16 protein-coding genes are annotated in these 17726 nt (G+C 40.5%); 7 read left to right on the forward strand and 9 right to left on the reverse strand.

Annotated features, from left to right (window positions below; all coding sequences use genetic code 11):
* Window positions 1-157 precede the first annotated feature (157 nt).
* The 4 genes from rpoD to rpsU all read right to left on the reverse strand — a co-directional run bounded on the left by rpoD (window position 158) and on the right by rpsU (window position 4612).
* Window positions 158-1987: an RNA polymerase sigma factor RpoD gene (gene rpoD / locus L2735_RS10530; RefSeq protein ID WP_248984664.1), complete on the reverse strand. Its 1830-nt coding sequence runs from the start codon at window positions 1985-1987 to the stop codon at window positions 158-160.
* Window positions 1988-2137: 150 nt separating this feature from the next.
* Window positions 2138-3862: a DNA primase gene (gene dnaG, locus L2735_RS10535; protein ID WP_248984665.1), complete on the reverse strand. Its 1725-nt coding sequence runs from the start codon at window positions 3860-3862 to the stop codon at window positions 2138-2140.
* A gap of 83 nt (window positions 3863-3945) precedes the next feature.
* On the reverse strand, window positions 3946-4389 hold the full coding sequence (locus L2735_RS10540; protein ID WP_102529737.1) for a GatB/YqeY domain-containing protein: 444 nt from the start codon (window positions 4387-4389) through the stop codon (window positions 3946-3948).
* A gap of 7 nt (window positions 4390-4396) precedes the next feature.
* Entirely contained in the window at window positions 4397-4612 is a 216-nt protein-coding gene (gene rpsU, locus L2735_RS10545) for a 30S ribosomal protein S21 (protein ID WP_055024252.1), read from the reverse strand.
* Between the two features lie 239 nt (window positions 4613-4851).
* Here rpsU and tsaD point away from each other — a divergent pair, with 239 nt between their 5' ends.
* Complete coding sequence (tsaD, locus tag L2735_RS10550; RefSeq protein WP_248984666.1) at window positions 4852-5865, forward strand: tRNA (adenosine(37)-N6)-threonylcarbamoyltransferase complex transferase subunit TsaD; 1014 nt, start codon at window positions 4852-4854, stop codon at window positions 5863-5865.
* Between the two features lie 120 nt (window positions 5866-5985).
* Here tsaD and plsY read toward each other — a convergent pair whose 3' ends face one another.
* The gene (gene plsY, locus L2735_RS10555) at window positions 5986-6603 is read right to left on the reverse strand and encodes a glycerol-3-phosphate 1-O-acyltransferase PlsY (RefSeq protein WP_248984667.1); all 618 of its coding nucleotides are present in this window, start codon (window positions 6601-6603) and stop codon (window positions 5986-5988) included.
* A gap of 240 nt (window positions 6604-6843) precedes the next feature.
* Between plsY and folB the strand changes: the two genes are divergently transcribed.
* The 4 genes from folB to L2735_RS10575 all read left to right on the forward strand — a co-directional run bounded on the left by folB (window position 6844) and on the right by L2735_RS10575 (window position 9750).
* Window positions 6844-7197: a dihydroneopterin aldolase gene (gene folB, locus L2735_RS10560; RefSeq protein ID WP_248984668.1), complete on the forward strand. Its 354-nt coding sequence runs from the start codon at window positions 6844-6846 to the stop codon at window positions 7195-7197.
* 115 nt (window positions 7198-7312) lie between these two features.
* A complete protein-coding gene (gene folK, locus L2735_RS10565) occupies window positions 7313-7825 on the forward strand; it encodes a 2-amino-4-hydroxy-6-hydroxymethyldihydropteridine diphosphokinase (RefSeq protein ID WP_248984669.1) in 513 nt (170 codons plus the stop codon).
* Window positions 7826-8005: 180 nt separating this feature from the next.
* The gene (locus L2735_RS10570; protein WP_248984670.1) at window positions 8006-8806 is read left to right on the forward strand and encodes an undecaprenyl-diphosphate phosphatase; all 801 of its coding nucleotides are present in this window, start codon (window positions 8006-8008) and stop codon (window positions 8804-8806) included.
* Window positions 8807-8928: 122 nt separating this feature from the next.
* Window positions 8929-9750 (forward strand): methyltransferase domain-containing protein, encoded by an 822-nt coding sequence (locus L2735_RS10575; RefSeq protein ID WP_248984671.1) that lies wholly within the window; start codon window positions 8929-8931, stop codon window positions 9748-9750.
* 277 nt (window positions 9751-10027) lie between these two features.
* Here the strand turns inward: L2735_RS10575 and L2735_RS10580 are convergent, their stop codons facing one another.
* Together L2735_RS10580 and L2735_RS10585 are read right to left on the reverse strand one after the other, a co-directional pair.
* Window positions 10028-10294 carry an Lpp/OprI family alanine-zipper lipoprotein gene (locus L2735_RS10580; RefSeq protein WP_248984672.1) on the reverse strand — a complete coding sequence of 89 codons (267 nt, stop codon included), beginning with the start codon at window positions 10292-10294 and terminating at the stop codon, window positions 10028-10030.
* Window positions 10295-10577: 283 nt separating this feature from the next.
* Window positions 10578-11810: a multifunctional CCA addition/repair protein gene (locus L2735_RS10585; protein ID WP_248984673.1), complete on the reverse strand. Its 1233-nt coding sequence runs from the start codon at window positions 11808-11810 to the stop codon at window positions 10578-10580.
* A gap of 479 nt (window positions 11811-12289) precedes the next feature.
* Between L2735_RS10585 and L2735_RS10590 the strand changes: the two genes are divergently transcribed.
* Together L2735_RS10590 and L2735_RS10595 are read left to right on the forward strand one after the other, a co-directional pair.
* A complete protein-coding gene (locus L2735_RS10590; protein WP_248984674.1) occupies window positions 12290-13903 on the forward strand; it encodes an ExeA family protein in 1614 nt (537 codons plus the stop codon).
* Window positions 13903-15045 (forward strand): general secretion pathway protein GspB, encoded by a 1143-nt coding sequence (locus tag L2735_RS10595; RefSeq protein WP_248984675.1) that lies wholly within the window; start codon window positions 13903-13905, stop codon window positions 15043-15045. Before L2735_RS10590 ends, L2735_RS10595 begins: the two co-directional genes overlap by 1 nt.
* Window positions 15046-15306: 261 nt before the next feature.
* Here L2735_RS10595 and hemL read toward each other — a convergent pair whose 3' ends face one another.
* Window positions 15307-16599 (reverse strand): glutamate-1-semialdehyde 2,1-aminomutase, encoded by a 1293-nt coding sequence (gene hemL / locus L2735_RS10600; RefSeq protein WP_248984676.1) that lies wholly within the window; start codon window positions 16597-16599, stop codon window positions 15307-15309.
* A 30-nt stretch (window positions 16600-16629) separates the two neighbouring features.
* A complete protein-coding gene (locus L2735_RS10605; RefSeq protein WP_248984677.1) occupies window positions 16630-17649 on the reverse strand; it encodes an aspartate carbamoyltransferase in 1020 nt (339 codons plus the stop codon).
* Window positions 17650-17726 lie beyond the last annotated feature (77 nt).

Here is a 17726-nt window from a genome sequence, read left to right on the forward strand (position 1 = left end):
GAATTTGCTAGAAATTCACTTCTTGGTATCGTTTGGTTATCTGTTAAGCAATTCATACAAGATCTGTGATAGATATCGCTGATTTATAACAATAAAAAAGCCCGCAATAAGCGGGCTTTTGTTGGATATTTCAAACTGTGTCTTATTCGAGTATCTATTACTCGTCTAAGAAAGACTTCAAGATTTCAGAGCGAGAAGGGTGACGTAGCTTACGTAACGCTTTTGCTTCAATCTGACGAATACGTTCACGTGTTACGTCAAACTGCTTACCTACTTCTTCAAGCGTATGGTCGGTGTTCATGTCGATACCGAAACGCATACGTAATACTTTAGCTTCACGCGCTGTTAAACCCGCTAATACTTCGTGAGTGGCATTCTTTAAACTTTCGCTTGTAGCTGAGTCTAAAGGTAGCTCTAAGGTATTATCCTCAATAAAGTCACCTAAGTGCGAATCTTCATCGTCACCGATTGGTGTTTCCATTGAAATCGGCTCTTTAGCGATTTTTAACACTTTTAAGATCTTATCTTCAGGCATTAACATGCGCTCAGATAGCTCTTCAGGCGTTGGTTCACGGCCCATTTCTTGTAACATTTGACGTGAGATACGATTAAGTTTGTTAATCGTTTCAATCATATGTACTGGAATACGAATTGTACGCGCTTGGTCAGCAATCGAACGAGTAATGGCCTGACGGATCCACCAAGTAGCATAAGTTGAGAACTTATAACCACGACGGTATTCAAACTTATCTACTGCTTTCATCAGACCGATGTTACCTTCTTGAATCAAATCCAAGAACTGTAAACCACGGTTGGTGTATTTTTTAGCAATAGAAATTACTAGACGTAAGTTTGCTTCAACCATTTCTTTCTTCGCACGACGAGCTCTTGCTTCACCGATTGACATACGACGGTTGATGTCTTTTATAGCACGGATGATTAAGCCGGTTTCTTCTTCGATTGCAGCAAGTTTAGTGCTACAACGAATCACGTCTTCTTCAACCATTCTCAAGCCTTCAGCGTAAGGCTTGTTGCTGTCTTTTTCTGCATGGAACCAAGCTAAATCAGTTTCATTACCAGTGAAGAACTTAACAAAGTTTTTCTTCGGCATTTTAGCTTGTTCAACACATAATTTTAGGATTAAACGCTCTTGAACACGTACACGATCCATCATGGTGCGCATGCTTTTAACTAAGCGATCAAACTGTTTTGGTATTAAACGGAATTCTTTAAAGAGTTCGCCGATAACAAATAAAGCACCAATGGCTTCAGGGTGATCACGACCTTTCTTTTCAATGACGAGTAAGCCTTTTTCATAAGACTCACGTAACTGAGTGAATTTCTCTTTAGCTTCTTCAGGATCTGGACCTTTTGGGCCTTCCTCTTCTTCTTCATCGTCACCGTCATCATCTTCGTCTTCAAGCTCGTCTTCAGATAACTCAGAGCCAACGTGAGTAGCAGTTGGTGCTACATCGTCGTCATCTGGGTTCACGAAGCCTGCAATGATGTCGGTTAAACGAAGCTCATCCGCTTCATACTTATCAAATTGCTCAAGAATCATCGCAATCGCTTGCGGGTATTCTGAAACAGAACTTTGAACCGTATTAATACCTTCTTCAATACGTTTTGCGATGACGATTTCGCCTTCGCGGGTCAATAGCTCAACAGTACCCATTTCACGCATGTACATACGTACTGGATCTGTTGTACGACCTAATTCACTCTCTACCGTTGCAAGTGCTGCTGCAGCTTCTTCTGCTGCATCTTCATCGGTGTTGTCCTCAGACATCATAATGTCATCGGCATCTGGCGCTTGTTCGTAAACGCGGATACCCATGTCATTGATCATCTGGACAATATCTTCAATCTGATCTGAATCGACCATGTCAGCTGGCAAGTGGTCATTGACTTCAGCATAGGTTAAATAACCTTGCTCTTTACCTTTAGCAAGCAACAATTTAAGTTGCGACTGCGGAGTATGCTCCATAGATATCATCCAAGTTGGGGAAACTGAAATAACGACTGGACACCTGCCGAAGCATAAGTGTCAAGCAAATCGTCAATTATAGCTGTATGAACTAAAGTACGCTAGTCCATGACATTGCTTAACTGAACATTTTTAAAATAAAAAATGCAATTATGCGATGCCTTTCATTATTGAAATCAGCTTCGTTAGCTGAATTTTTTCAGCTTTCGTTAGAGTTTGTTTAAGACTCAATTCCTGATAACGCTGTTCAATGTATTGATTGTTCAACCAGATCAGGGTTTGTTTAAACTCTTGAACTAAGTTTTCATCCGCCACTTGGTGGTCCCATTGGGCCAACTTTATCAAGGCACCTTTTTGCTCGTGCTCTCGATATATCTCAAGTAGTTGTGCGCTGTTAAACTGTTGTTCGCGAGTTAAATTTAACAAATCAATTAGCAAATCAATGCCAGCAATTTGTAAATGGGCTAATGCAGGTTGGGCTGCTAAGCCGTAACCTAAATCAGGTCGTTGTACTAACAAAGCAATGGCTAATCGCAATGGTGTACCACGGCCTTGTAAGCCCTTTTTGTTCATAGGTTGCTGTTGTTTAACAGCAAAGCCTAATTTTTTCTTTAAATCGTCTGCGCTATTCATACCAATCTTATGCGCAAGACTCTCTAATAATAAATTTTGTAGTACGGTATCTTGAACTCGTTCAATCAGTGACATGGCTTCTTTAGCCAGTGCACTCTTATCAGTACCGAATTGATTGGTTAATGTCTCAAATAAGAATGCGGGCAAATCTAGCGCATCGAGCATTAACTTTTCAAAACCGTCTTTACCGACTTGGCGAACCATAGTATCTGGATCTTCACCTTGTGGTAAAAACATAAACCTAACAACATCACCAGGTTTAAGCAGTGGAAGGGCAGTCTCTAATGCTCTCCAAGCGGCTTTCTTACCGGCTTTATCACCGTCATAACAACAAATCACTTCTTTAGCACTACGTACTAACAGCTGAAATTGTTCAGCGGTTGTTGCTGTACCGAGTGATGCGACAGCGTAATCAACATCAAATTGAGCAAGTGCAACCACATCCATATAACCTTCAACAATTAACACTTGCTGAGGATCTCGATGTCTTTGCTTTAATTCATAAAGGCCATAAAGCTCATTTCCCTTATGAAATATGGGCGTTTCTGGCGAATTCAAGTACTTCGGTGTTCCATCGCCTAAAACTCGACCACCAAAGCCGACTACACGACCACGACGGTCACGAATAGGGAACATTAAACGGTCGCGAAAGCGGTCGTAACGTTTGCCATTATCGTTGGCAATTAACATGCCTGCAGTCAATAACTTGTCTTGTGAAGATTGATTTTGGCGGTAACGACCTAATAATCCATCCCAGCCGTCAGGCGCAAAACCTATTCCAAAGTGCTCAACCACATCGGTTGAAAGTCCTCTGAAATCTAAATAATCTAATACTTTTTGTTTGTCTGAGTGCTGACGTAACTGACTTTGATAAAAGAGATTAGCTTCTTCCATCAGTTGGTATAAGTCGCGGCTCAAAACTTGATCTTTTTTAGGACCTGTACCTTGTTCTCTTGGTACATCAAGTCCTAATTTACCTGCGAGTTCTTCGATGGCATCAACAAATTCAAGCCTATCGTATTCCATAATGAAATCGATGGCGTTGCCATGAGCACCACAACCAAAGCAGTGATAAAATTGTTTATCTCGACTGACAGTAAAAGAAGGTGATTTTTCGCTATGAAAAGGACAACATGCAGAGTGGTTTTTCCCTGCTTTTTTCAAAGGTACGCGATGATCAATTAGATCAACGATGTCGGTGCGAGCTATAAGCTCATTGATAAAGTCACGAGGTATCGCCATATATGCTATAGGTCTCGCATTACCAAGTAGATAAAACAAACAAGCCGCGCAAGATGCACGGCTTATTCAACACTAAAATTTTATTAGTTTAATTTTGCGCGAATTTGGCCGCCAATGGCACCCATATCTGCACGTCCTTGAACCTTAGATTTTAATGCTCCCATTACTTTGCCCATATCCGCCATGGTTGATGCACCTACCTGAGAGATAGCTTCATCAATAATTGCGGCAACTTCTTCTTCTGTTAAAGGAGAAGGCAAGAAAGTTTCAATTACTTGAATCTCTGCTGCTTCAGTTGCTGCTAACTCCGGGCGACCTGCTGACTCATATTGAGTTATAGAATCGCGACGTTGTTTTACCATTTTGGTTAAAACGGCTATTGTCTGTTCATCGGTCAGAGTTTCGCGGGTATCCACTTCAATCTGTTTAACGGCAGACAATGCCATACGAATAGTCCCCAAACGCGCCTTATCTTTGGCACGCATGGCTTCTTTCATCTGGTCTTTTAGCTGTTCAACTAGGCTCATAATGAGATTAGTATAAACGTACGCGACGTGCGTTTTCGCGAGAAAGCTTCTTAGCTAGACGCTTAACAGCGGCAGCTTTTGCGCGCTTACGTGCAGAAGTTGGCTTCTCGTAGAATTCACGAGCGCGAACATCAGCTAAGATACCTGCTTTTTCACAAGAGCGCTTGAAACGACGAAGAGCTACGTCGAATGGTTCGTTTTCACGTACTTTAATTATTGGCATACGCCATCACCCCTTAGGTGTAGTTAATTTGGCACTACCATTTAAGGTAGATTAACCAAGGCTATTTAATAAAATGGTGCGGAATTCTACACCGAGTAATAGTCTTTTGTAAACCCCCTTTGTTAGTGAATTTGTGTAACCTCGGTGTCATATTCTCGAGGATAGTTCAGCTTTACTGGAATATGCTTGCATCAACAGGTAGAATTGCCGCCCTTACAATTTTAGGAATATGTGCTGCTATGCGGGTTTTAGGTATCGAAACGTCTTGTGATGAAACGGGAATTGCTGTTTTTGATGACGAGCAAGGTTTGTTATCACATGCTTTATATAGCCAAGTAAAGTTACATGCAGACTATGGTGGCGTGGTACCAGAATTAGCCTCGCGGGATCATGTTCGAAAAATTGTGCCTTTGATTAAGCAAGCTTTGAAAGACGCTAACTCAACTGTTGATGACATTGATGGGATTGCTTTCACTAAAGGTCCTGGTCTTATAGGTGCTTTATTGGTGGGTGCTTGTGTTGGTCGTTCTCTGGCTTATTCTTGGGGGAAACCTGCAATTGGTGTTCATCATATGGAAGGACATCTACTTGCGCCTATGCTTGAAGATGATGCGCCAGCGTTTCCATTTTTAGCGTTATTGGTATCTGGCGGCCATTCAATGTTGGTTAAAGTTGATGGTATTGGCCAGTACGAAGTATTAGGCGAATCAGTTGATGATGCAGCCGGTGAAGCGTTCGATAAAACGGCCAAATTGATGGGCTTAGATTACCCAGGTGGTCCAAGGCTTGCCAAACTTGCCTCTAAAGGTGTTGAAGCTGGATATAAATTTCCACGTCCTATGACTGATAAACCTGGGCTTAATTTTAGTTTCTCAGGGTTAAAAACCTTCACCGCCAATACGATTGCAGCAGAGCCGGATGATGAGCAAACTCGAGCCAATATTGCCCGTGCATTTGAAGAAGCAGTGGTAGATACACTAGCGATTAAATGTAAACGAGCGTTAAAGCAAACGGGCTATAACCGCTTGGTGGTTGCAGGTGGCGTGAGTGCCAATAGCCGTTTAAGAGAAAACCTTGCTGAAATGATGCAGCAACTTAATGGTGAAGTGTTTTATCCTCGTGGTGAATTCTGTACCGATAATGGCGCGATGATAGCTTATGCAGGGTTACAACGTTTAAAAGCTGGACAAACAGAAAACTTGGAAGTTCAAGGACAACCTCGCTGGCCATTAGATACCTTGGAAGCGGTATAATCTGATATAGAAGACACGTTATTGTCCGACTCATATAAAAAAACCTAAGCCATCGCTTAGGTTTTTTTGTTTATAGTTTGAGTATTTGCAGCTTTAAGCCAGCTTTAAATAATGACGGATTCAGCTTTGCTCATTGGTGGCTTTCTTTTTACGCGAAAGCTTACTCTCTTCGCCAATTCTTAAACGCTGAATATTGTCTTTATGCCGTATCACAATCAGCAGTGACAACATGGCAACGGGAATGATAAATCGATCGTCAAGCCACCAAGTATAAACTGGAGCCAGCATAGCCGTCAGTATTGCTGCAAGTGACGAGTAACGAGTGAGGAGAACAAAAACAATCCATGTGGCGATAAGAGATAAGGCTAAGTCGCCTCCAATTGGCGCCATTGCACCAAAAGCGGTAGCAACACCTTTACCGCCTTGAAAATTAAAGAAGATAGGGAATATATGACCTAAACACGCAGCAATAGCAATTAACCCCAGTGATACGGCATCTTGACCTAAAAGGTAGCTGCAATAACTTGGCGCTGCACCTTTTAACATATCAAAAAACAGTACTAATGCAGCCGAGCTGGCACCACCAATCCTCAGCACATTGGTTGCACCTGGATTTCCTGAGCCTTCCGTACGCGGATCGGGCAACCCTCGTAATTTACATACAAGAATGGCACTTGAAATCGAACCGGCTAAGTAGGCGGTTATAATCATCAAAATTGTGATTGTAACGGCGCTCAAATTGGTTTCCTTACTCGTCTTAGGGTATTATCGCCCATTATTTATTTTCAGTTGAAATTAATGGCAATTACAAGGTTAATAAGCACTTTTCAATCGTCAGATGTTCCTAAGTGCAGTCGCTATCCTACTGCTTAAATTGCTCAGGAAAAAGGCTAAAACTATAATAACTGCTATTTGATGTCATTTTCAGCCCTTTAAGCTGAAATATTTATGATAAGACGTGTAAAGCGTGGAGTTCACATGGATAAAGTTTTAATTCGCGAGCTAAAAGTTGAAACGGTCATTGGTATTTATGAATGGGAAAAGAAAATTCATCAAACCTTACTCATCGATCTTGATATGGCTTGGGATAATAAACCTGCAGCTGCATCTGATGATTATCAATATGCACTTTGCTATGAGACTGTTTCGAATAAGCTCACTGCACTTATCACTGAAAAGCCAATAGAACTGATTGAAACGGTAGCTGAAATGGTTGCTCAATATGTTATGGATGAATTTAATGTTCTGTGGGTAAAGGTCGCTGTTATGAAACCAGGTGCGATACCTACAGCTAAATCTGTGGGGGTTGTCATTGAGCGTGGCCATATTTAATTGTTTTTATATAAACTGATGTTGGTTGTTATTTCATCATCACATTTGATTGACAGCTTTCATGCTTCAATTAATCAACTATTCATATTTGCGCTGTATATTATTGGATGAGTTAATGGCACGTATTTATATCAGCTTGGGAACCAACATCGAGCCTGTTGAGCATATGCAATCAGGTTTAGTGGATTTGCATCAACATTTTGGCAAACTGACTTTATCTAGGATGTTTGAAAGTGAAGCAGTGGGTTTTCAAGGAACAAATTTCTTAAATATGGTTGCTGCAGCAGATACTGACATGAGTATTGAGAATGTTGTTGCCACATTTAAGCGAATTGAGAAACAAAATGGACGTATTCGAGGCGAGAAAAAGTTTAGTCCTCGAAGTTTAGATATAGATTTACTGCTTTATGATGAGGAGGTTTGTCATCAGCCTATTGAGCTACCTCGGGGGGAGATCCTTTATAATGCGTTTGTATTATGGCCTCTTGCTGAGATAGCGCCTAAGCTGGCACACCCTATCACTCAACAGACGTATCAACACCTGTGGGAAAATTATGATAAATCGAGTCAGAATATTTGGCCGATTGAATTTGAATTTCCTCCATCTGTGTCGACAGAAACTAGCTAAATTTTATAAGTCACTTATTTAAGTCACTTATTTAAGTCACTTATTTTAGTCACTTACCTAAGTGATTTACTAAAGTAATTTACTCGCTAGTCTCTATTAAGATACGTTGTTATCACGCTAGTGAGTGACCCATACCATTCGCTATGTATGTAGTTAAATCATAATTTTTAAAGGAACATCATGGAAACGCTTCAGGTCATTTTCTTGGCTCTTATTCAAGGGTTAACAGAGTTTTTACCTATCTCAAGTTCAGCGCATTTAATTTTACCCTCACAAATTTTAGGATGGGAAGATCAAGGTTTAGCCTTTGATGTTGCGGTTCATATTGGTTCATTGTTAGCTGTGGTCATTTATTTTAGAACTGAAATATGGGCAATGTTGAATGCATGGATTGCCAGTATTTTCAAAGGTGTTCATACCCAAGACAGTAAATTAGCATGGTGGATTATTTTAGCGACTCTGCCTGCTGTTTTTTTTGGTTTTGTAGCAAAAGATTTAATTGAAACCTATTTACGCGGGCCTGAAGTGATTGCGATTACCACTGTGATATTTGGTTTGATGTTGTGGGTGGGTGATAAAATGGCTCGCAATGAACTAACTGAATACCAAACTGGCTGGCGTAAAGCTTTGTTGATTGGTTTTGCACAAGCCTTAGCTATTATCCCTGGTACATCGCGTTCAGGCATCACTATTACTGCGGCGCTGATGCTAGGACTTAACCGTGATGCGGCAGCTCGTTTTTCATTTTTAATGTCTATTCCTGTGATTTTAGGCGCTGCAATATTAATGAGCAAAGACGCTTTAGCAGGTGATGTTGCACTCAACTATACTGAAATATTGCTGGGTATTGCCGTATCATTTGTGGCTGCTTATACCTGTATTTTCTTCTTCCTGAAAATTATTAGTAAGATTGGCATGACGCCATTCGTCCTGTATCGCTTAATGTTAGGTGCTGTATTATGTGGGTTTATTTTCCTGTAAAATACATTGCTCAATCTGAATATAAAAAAACGGGTATTTAGCCCGTTTTTTATTTTCTCATATTCGGTGTTTGACCTTTATTATCAGCTAAACATTACCACTTCAAAGGAAGTCTGCTCATTATGAATTCATTCTTGATTTGTCCAACTTGCGCATCAAAGTTGCACTTCCATGAAACATCACAAGGTTTTTATTGCGATAATAAGCATCATATTGATAAAAACTCGCAAGGTTATTGGTCGTTTGTGACTTCGCCTAAGTTTAAAGGCACAAGTGAGACTCGCCAGCAGTTACGCTCAAAGCGCTTTTTAATGGCGTCGGGTATTTTTGCCCCTTTAGTTGAGCAATTATCAACAGCTTTCAATGATATTGTAGAAGGTAAGAAACAAGCTAATCACCTTAACTATCAATGCGCAGATGGTTTCTATTTACGCTCGTTAGTGCAAGGTTCAAATAACACGAGTATGACTCACTGGGGCGTTTCAGAGGCTGATAATGCACTCTTTGCTGCTAGTAAAGACAATACGCCAGCAAATTTGTTATTGAGCCCATTTAAAAAGCTTCCGTTCGCAGATCAATCTATTGATGTGGTGACCTTGTTTGATGCTCAATTGAAAGGCAAAGAGTGTTTAAGAGTCCTTAAAAAGGATGGTGTTCTATTAATGTTAGTACCAGCGCCAAGACATTTGTGGCAACTCAAGCAAAAGCTGTACGACAATTTAACTGAAAAACCACCACAATTAAATTTACCAAAAGATGTTGAATTAATAGCATCTACATCAATTAAGTTTATCGCTGATGTAACAGGTGAACAGGCAATCACCTTATTAGATATGAACAATCTCAGTTGGCGGATAAATGATGAGCTCAAACATGAAATTAAACAAAAGCCAGTTACAGGCTTGGAGTTTGATTATTTGCTAGTGACTGCGAAACTTAAATAGTTTTTCGATAAATGCAGACATAAAAATGAGCTTAGTTCGTTTTTGGGGTCATCACAAATTAAGTTTTATTTTTAAGGTTGGCTGTTTAAAAGAGGGAAGAATCTGTATTAACGCTGAGTTTCTAGCACTGATGAGTTAATATGTTTGCTCTAATGCGGTTGTATTTAATAACTGTTAGATACAATTAAGGCTTGAAATGGTACTAGACGTTAAGCCTAGTTACTATATTCAAGCCCTAATAATCAACCTATATAAATAAGCTAATTTTCATGTATTCTTACTTTTTGTAAGAAGAAGCCATGTTGTCGATACGGTCGTTAGCACGTGAAGCTTCAGCTTGTGCATCCATAGCGGCAGCTTTAGTATCTTTAACATCAGCAGCAATTTTGCTTTGGTCAGATTTTAAAGAGCTAACTTCAGCAGATAGTTGATCTACTTTGTTACCTAAATTTGCAACACTTTCTTCTAGAGCTGTGTGGTTTGCACAGCCACCTAAAAGAGCAGTCATAGCAACACCAGCAATCATTAGTACTTTCTTGTTCATGGAAAATCCCTTCAATATAGGTTTTAATAAATTGCTGAAGCATATTGCCCAGCAGCACTTTAATTATGTCACAGCTTTTAGATTTTACTATACCAAAAAGTAAAAAAGATGACAAAAAACATCGTAAATCTAATAGATTGAAGCAATTTCCTTCATAAACTTATCAATAAATTGGCAAAAAGGTGTTTGTTTTTTCGCCTAAGGTTTTTCAGTAATAACATTCTTTAGTATTATTTTACTGACTAATTTTAAGCTGTAATAGATTGTTTGTTTATAAAACACCTCAGCCTTCTTTTACAGACTGCTTATATTTACTTATCGCCTCTACTCTACGGTTTGATAATTGCTGTTTTATTTCAGCGCCTCTAAATCCTTCAGAAATGATTTGCTGCACATCTATATCTTTGGCGAGTTGGTAACAATGATTTAAATAATCACTCTGAGGATATTCAGCAGCTTCAAATCCCGTTCTGCCGCGAATGTCAGCATGACAACAAATAAGCAAATCATCTAGGCGTTGCGGTTTACGCCAAAAATCACCTTTATCAAATATTTTGATGATGGTTTCAGCTCTTAGTTCAAGTGCATTGTGAATATTCTGATGTTGGTCGCTACATAATAACGCAAGCTCTTTATATTCATTCGGCACTTTAATTCGTTGGCATAACTTTTTAATGACTGGTAGCCCCTTTTGTCCATGACCATGATGCTTAGGCCATAATTCTTTTGGGGTGATAGCCTTGCCTAAATCATGCACCGCGGCTGCAAAACGTATGGTTTTCTTATCTGATAGCTGCGTTGCAGACTGGAGCACCAACATAGTATGGATCCCACTATCGATTTCAGGGTGCCATTTTTCAGGTTGCGGTACACCAAATAGCGCATCAATTTCAGGGAAAAGCACTTTAAGCGCACCACACTTTCTTAACTGCTGAAAAAACACTTCAGGGTGTTTGGTACTTAATGCTTTATCTAATTCTTGCCATACGCGTTCTGGGGTTAAATAGTCAAGCTCACCTGATTCACTTATTTGCTTCATAAGTGCAATGGTTTCATCTGCAATATCAAAACCGAGATGGGCAAATCGCGCTGCAAACCTAGCAACTCTTAATACTCTTAATGGATCTTCTACAAACGCATCGGAGACATGTCGCAGCAATCGTAATTCAAGATCTTTTTGTCCATTATAAGGATCATAAATAGAACCTTCATCATCTTGAGCCATCGCGTTAATGGTAAGGTCTCGTCTGAGTAAGTCTTGCTCTAAGGTGACTTCTTTATTGGCCTCGCAACTAAAACCACCATAGCCTTGACCACTTTTTCTCTCTGTTCGAGCTAGTGCGTATTCTTGTTGGGTCTTAGGGTGTAAAAATACCGGAAAATCTCTACCTACTTGGCTAAAGCCTAAATCAAACATTTCTTCTACGGAGCCGCCAACGACCACATAGTCTTTATCTTTTATGGGTAAAGATAAAAGAGCGTCTCGTACAGCGCCGCCCACCAAATAGATTTTCATAAACGTCTTTACCCTGATTAAATTAACTCATACAGTTTATATTACAGGGCCTGTTGATCTTTGCTGGTTAAGTTTTGTTCGAAATAAAAGCGTTTTAATTGAGGCGGATGGATTGATGCCTAGTCATCTAAGCACTTCTTATTTAAAAAGAAGCATCCAACAAAGATTAAAACGCTTTTAGTCGAACCCTTTGGGCAGCGTTTGTTGGCGATTTTTACTGCGTTATCGACTTATTATGTAGAATAACTACACCACAAAGTCTCAGCCTTGTATCAATGGCCAACAATTCGCTGCAAAAATAGCCTTGGAAGATCAACAGGCCCTAGTATCAATTAATATTGTAGCTGTTAAGTACAGTACAAATTGAAGTTTATTAATGTAAATCTTAGCACGACTAACATTTCTGCTGCTAAATTTTGACAAGCACTACAGCAAGCTATAACTTGAGCCGTCAGTTTTAAATAAGGATTTTTGGCCAGATGTATAAAGCATTTTATGGATTGAATGATAATCCATTTTCAATCGCGCCCAACCCGCATTATTTATTTCTCAGTGACCGTCACCGAGAAGCATTAGCTCATTTAACCTATGGCTTAGGTGAAACGGGAGGCTTTGTATTATTAACTGGTGAGGTCGGTACGGGTAAAACTACAGTATCTCGTTGTTTACTTAAACAATTACCAGATAATACAGATACTGCTTTTATTCTTAATCCTTCTTTAACTGAACAAGAATTGCTGGCAACGCTTTGTGATGAGCTAGCTATCCAATATGGCGAGTATCCATCCATTAAACAGCTCACCGATCTTATTAGCCAATATCTGCTGAACAATCATAAGAACGGTCGTAATACTGTACTTATCATTGATGAAGCCCAGCACCTTCGTCCTGAAGTGCTAGAGCAGTTACGATTATTGACTAATTTAGAAACCGACACTAAAAAGTTACTCCAAGTCATTTTGATTGGTCAGCCAGAGCTGCAGCAACTATTGAAGCGCCAAGAGTTAAGACAACTAGCGCAGCGAATTACCGCGCGTTATCACTTGCTGCCACTAACAGTTGAGGAAATTCAACTCTATGTTCAGCATCGACTTCAAGTTGCAGGACGTTTTGAGCCTTTATTTACTAAAAAAGCCTGTAAAGCATTACACAAATTCAGTGGTGGGATCCCAAGGCTAACCAACCTATTGTGCGAGCGTGCATTAATGGCTGGCTATGGCCAATCTAAAGTGCCGATAGATCATCATATGATTAAGCAAGCTGCTGCAGAAGTATTAGGCGAGCTGCCTGTAGAAAATAGCAATAAGTGGCCACTAACCATTGCAGCGTCGCTAGTGATTGCATTTGGGGTTTCCTTGTATTTGTTTTTACCACAACAAGGTTCGAATCAGTCAGAAAATACTGCTTCTCCAGCACAGTCATCTAATCAAAGTCAGACGACTCAAGCCTCTAACACATCACAAAATACCAGTGGTAGCCAGATGATAGTGCGCGCTGCAATGTCACAAAGCCGCAGTATTGATAATGCGTTTGCGGGACTGTTTGCACTTTGGGATAAACAACCCATTATAGGTTTAACGGCGTGTCAGGCTGCAAAACAGCAAGGTTTGTTATGTCATCAACAACAAGGAAACTGGAACAGTATTGCTCGATTAAACTATCCAGCAGTGGTGTACTTAGAAGATCAGCAAGCTAATCAGTTTTACGGCGTCGTTGTTGCTAGAGAAGGGGAGCAGATTTTACTTCAACTCAGTGAGCAACAACTTTGGGTGAACAAAGATTGGTTTAATCGCCACTTTAGCGGCACATTCGAACTGCTATGGAAAGCAACGGGTGATATACCGAGGGAGATAAGTCGTACTTCTAACTTGTCTCAAATCCAATGGTTAGAAAATAGCTTAGCTATGATTGGCCAACGTTCAGCAAGATTGGTTAATTCATTTGATATCAATTTAGAGCAAGAGTTGATGTCTTTTCAACGTCAACATGGCCTTAAAGCAGATGGGATTGCAGGTAATCAAACCTTAGTGCAGATTAATTTATATCTTAATCAGCAAGGCCCTAGATTAAGTAAGCAAGCAGGTCGTAGCTAATGTCGATTTTGTTAGATGCGGTAACGAAAGAAAAGCAACAGCAAATGGGTGAGTTGCCCGATGCTGTTTTAACGCCTAGAGCCAATTATCAGCATGTGGCAAGCCATAACGCTTGGCTTAAATATGTGGTTTTATTCCTGGTTATTTTAGTCGGTATCGCATCCGCTTGGGGTTTATCTAAGTTAATCTCGCCAGCGAATAACACTAATGAAACCAGTAATCCTGTTAAAGCTGCAGCAAATGAATTGGTTAATCGCAGTAATACTCAAAATACAGCAATGAATGAGACAGCAGCGGCTCCAGTCTCAACAGAAGTACGTATTGCAAATAAAGTGGCTTTACCTATCGCAAAGCCTCTATCGCAGGTTAATAGCTCAACTCAGTTTGTATCGAATCAAACTGTTTCAAATCAAACTGCGTCAGCCAAAGAGCTGCGACCATCGGAAGATGTTGTTTACGATTACCGCTTAAATAATAATCGCGGTGAAGTTACGCCAAGTCAAGCAAAGCCAGTTGAACCATCTACACCTGAGACTAGTAAACCTGCGACTAGTAAAGCTGTGGCTAGCAATAGCGGTTCCGATTCAAATAACGACCGGCAGTTAACTGCTGCTGAATTGCAGGCACTATATGGCGATGATGCAATTATACTTGGGGCAAACTCTAATTATAAAAAACCTTCGGAACTTGAAGCTTTAAGAATGAAAGTGAGTGCTGCAGCGAGTGATGTAAATTACGAGCAGCAAAGCCAGCAAACGCCTTTAGAAAAGTCGACTAACTCAGCTGCAGACAACTCGAATAATTTGATGGCCGCGTTTGAAGCAGCGCTTAAAGAAGTCGAGTATGAAAACTCAGCAAATGCACCAATGACAGAAGAAAAGTTAGATCCTATTCCTTCGCCAAAGAAAGATGAAATTCCACCTTATGGTCAGCTTCCAGCAAGTGTTCAATTACAGGTCCCAGAATTTAATATTCAGGCCCATGTGTATTCTTCAGCAGCTGAGAGTCGTTGGTTAAATGTCGATGGTGAAGAGCTTCAAGAGGGTGACAGAATCAAAGGGAAACTTGAAATTATTGAAATTAGGCCACGAGACGTAGTGTTAGAAATTGATGGATCTCGATTTAAAGTGCCAGCTATTTAAATCGCTTAGGTTTTAATGACCGCTCATCAATATAAAGGCGCTGATAGCGCCTTTTTTATAATAAAATTATGCGCTTGTAAGTGGTTCAGTAATTTGATTCATAGTTGTATTTAACCAAGAACTTGAACCAGTTAATTTAGTCTTAGCGACAAACAAATGGCCAAAAAAAAGGACTGGCCTTAGCCAGTCCTTATCAAGTCTTTTATCAAGTCACAAGAGTGCTACCTTAGATAGCGAACTCACAATCACTTAAATGAGTACTTAAAGTGCTTTTAACGCAGCAAATGCTTTATCAGCAGCAGCAAGCGTTAATTCAAGCTCTTCTTCACCGTGAGCCATTGATAAGAAGCCTGCTTCATAAGCGCTTGGCGCTAAGTAAACACCTTCATCTAGCATCAAGTGGTAGAAATTACGGAAGTGATCCATGTTGCACTGAGTCACTTGGTCAAAGCTGGTGATTGGGTTTGTGTCTTCAGTAAAGAAGAAACCGAACATGCCGCCAACTTGGTTAATGCTTAATGGAATACCGTGCTTATCAGCAGCAGCTTTAAAGCCTTCTGCAATACGCTTAGTTTTAGCATTTAGTTCTTCGTAAAGCCCTGGCTGACATAAAGCATCCATTTGCGCTAAACCGGCAGTCATAGCAATCGGGTTACCTGATAAAGTACCTGCTTGGTATACAGGGCCTGTAGGAGCAATAAACTGCATTACATCTTTACGACCACCAAAAGCACCTACTGGCATACCGCCACCGATAACTTTACCTAGTGTTGTTAAGTCAGGCTTAACATTGTAATGACCTTGTGCGCCGCTTTTAGATACACGGAAGCCTGTCATTACTTCATCAATGATCATTAGTGCACCAAATTCATCACAGATAGCACGAAGACCTTCAAGGAAACCTTCAACTGGCGGGATACAGTTCATGTTGCCAGCAACAGGCTCAAGAATGATACAAGAGATAGCTTCTGGGTGCTCTTCGAAGATTGCGCGCACAGAATCAAGGTCGTTATAAACCGCTGTTAAGGTGTGCTTCGCAAAGTCTTCAGGAATACCTGGAGAGCTTGGTTGGCCTAAAGTCAGTGCACCAGAACCTGCTTTAACTAATAAACAGTCAGCATGGCCATGGTAACAACCTTCGAACTTTAAGATCTTGTCACGGTTAGTGAAACCACGAGCTAAGCGAATAGCGCTCATGGTCGCTTCTGTACCTGAACTCACCATACGAACTTGTTCAATTGATGGCACCATTTCAATCACTTTTTCAGCCATTTTGACTTCAAGTTCAGTTGGTGCACCAAATGATAAACCGTTCTCAACCGCTTCTAATACCGCTTGACGAATTTGTGGATTATTGTGACCTAAAATCATCGGGCCCCAAGAACCAACATAATCGATATATTTTTTGCCATCAGCATCGTAAATATAAGCACCATCAGCTTTTTCGATGAAAAGTGGTGAACCACCTACACCGTTAAAGGCACGAACTGGTGAGTTTACGCCACCAGGAATGGTTTGTTTGGCTTGTTCAAAAAGCGCTTCTGAGCGGGTCATGTGAAATCCTTCTAAAAAATCGTTAGCTGACTATCTATCAGCTTTTCGTGAATACCAATTAACAGGGCACTCATGCTGTTGTAGCTCGTTTTCTACACCAAGCGTTAACGCAAAAAGTGCCATTCGAATAAGTAAGCCATTATCTGCCTGTCTGAAAATTGCCAGACTAGGGTGGCTATTTAAATCATTATCCAATTCATTTGCTTGCGCACGTGAATCCCGAGGCAATGGATGCATAATCACAGTATTAGATTTGCAATGTTGCGTATAAATACTGTGGTTTAACCTAAACTTGCCACGATACTTGTCTGCTTCATCTTGTGAAGCAAAACGTTCTTCCTGAATTCGAGTCAGATAGAGTATATCAGCTTGATGTAAATTACCTTCTAACTGATCAGTTATTGTGATCTTATGACCAGCATTTTCAATATCACTGATCACATAGTCAGGCATTGCTAGGTCGGTTGGTGATATTAATGTGAATTGAATGTCGTTATACATACACAGCAAACGAGATAAAGAGTGTACTGTTCGACCGTGTTTTAAGTCGCCCACCATAGCGATATGCATACCGCTAATACCTTGACCGTGATGGCTTAATTCTTTTTGGATGGTGAACAAATCAAGCAATGCTTGAGTTGGATGCTCGTTTGAACCGTCACCACCATTAATCACTGGTACGCGGCTACCTTCAGCAAACTCTTTGACTGAATATGGGTCAGGGTGACGCATTGCAATGACATCAGAGTATGTCGACAGTACGCGAGCAGTGTCGTACAGCGACTCGCCCTTTGATAATGAAGATGACCCCATACCCACCGTTTCTCTGACGTTGCCGCCAAGTAGGTTAAAAGCACAACCAAAGCTCACACGAGTACGTGTGCTAGGTTCAAAAAAGAGGTTACCTAAAATCGCACCGTCCAGAACCTTAGTCCGCTTTTCACGCAGTGCATAAGGTGTCATGTTATCGGCGACATTAAAAATGGTGTTAATAGCATCAAGATCCAGTTGATTAACTGAAAGGATGTGAGAACCGCTAAACTGAGTCATCAGCCTGATTTCCAATTATTAGGAGAGTAAATAAGGGCTATTTACCCTGTGATTATGTAGGGTGGCTGAGGCGAGAT

The organism is Shewanella olleyana (assembly GCF_023283825.1).
GTDB classification, from domain to species: domain Bacteria; phylum Pseudomonadota; class Gammaproteobacteria; order Enterobacterales; family Shewanellaceae; genus Shewanella; species Shewanella olleyana.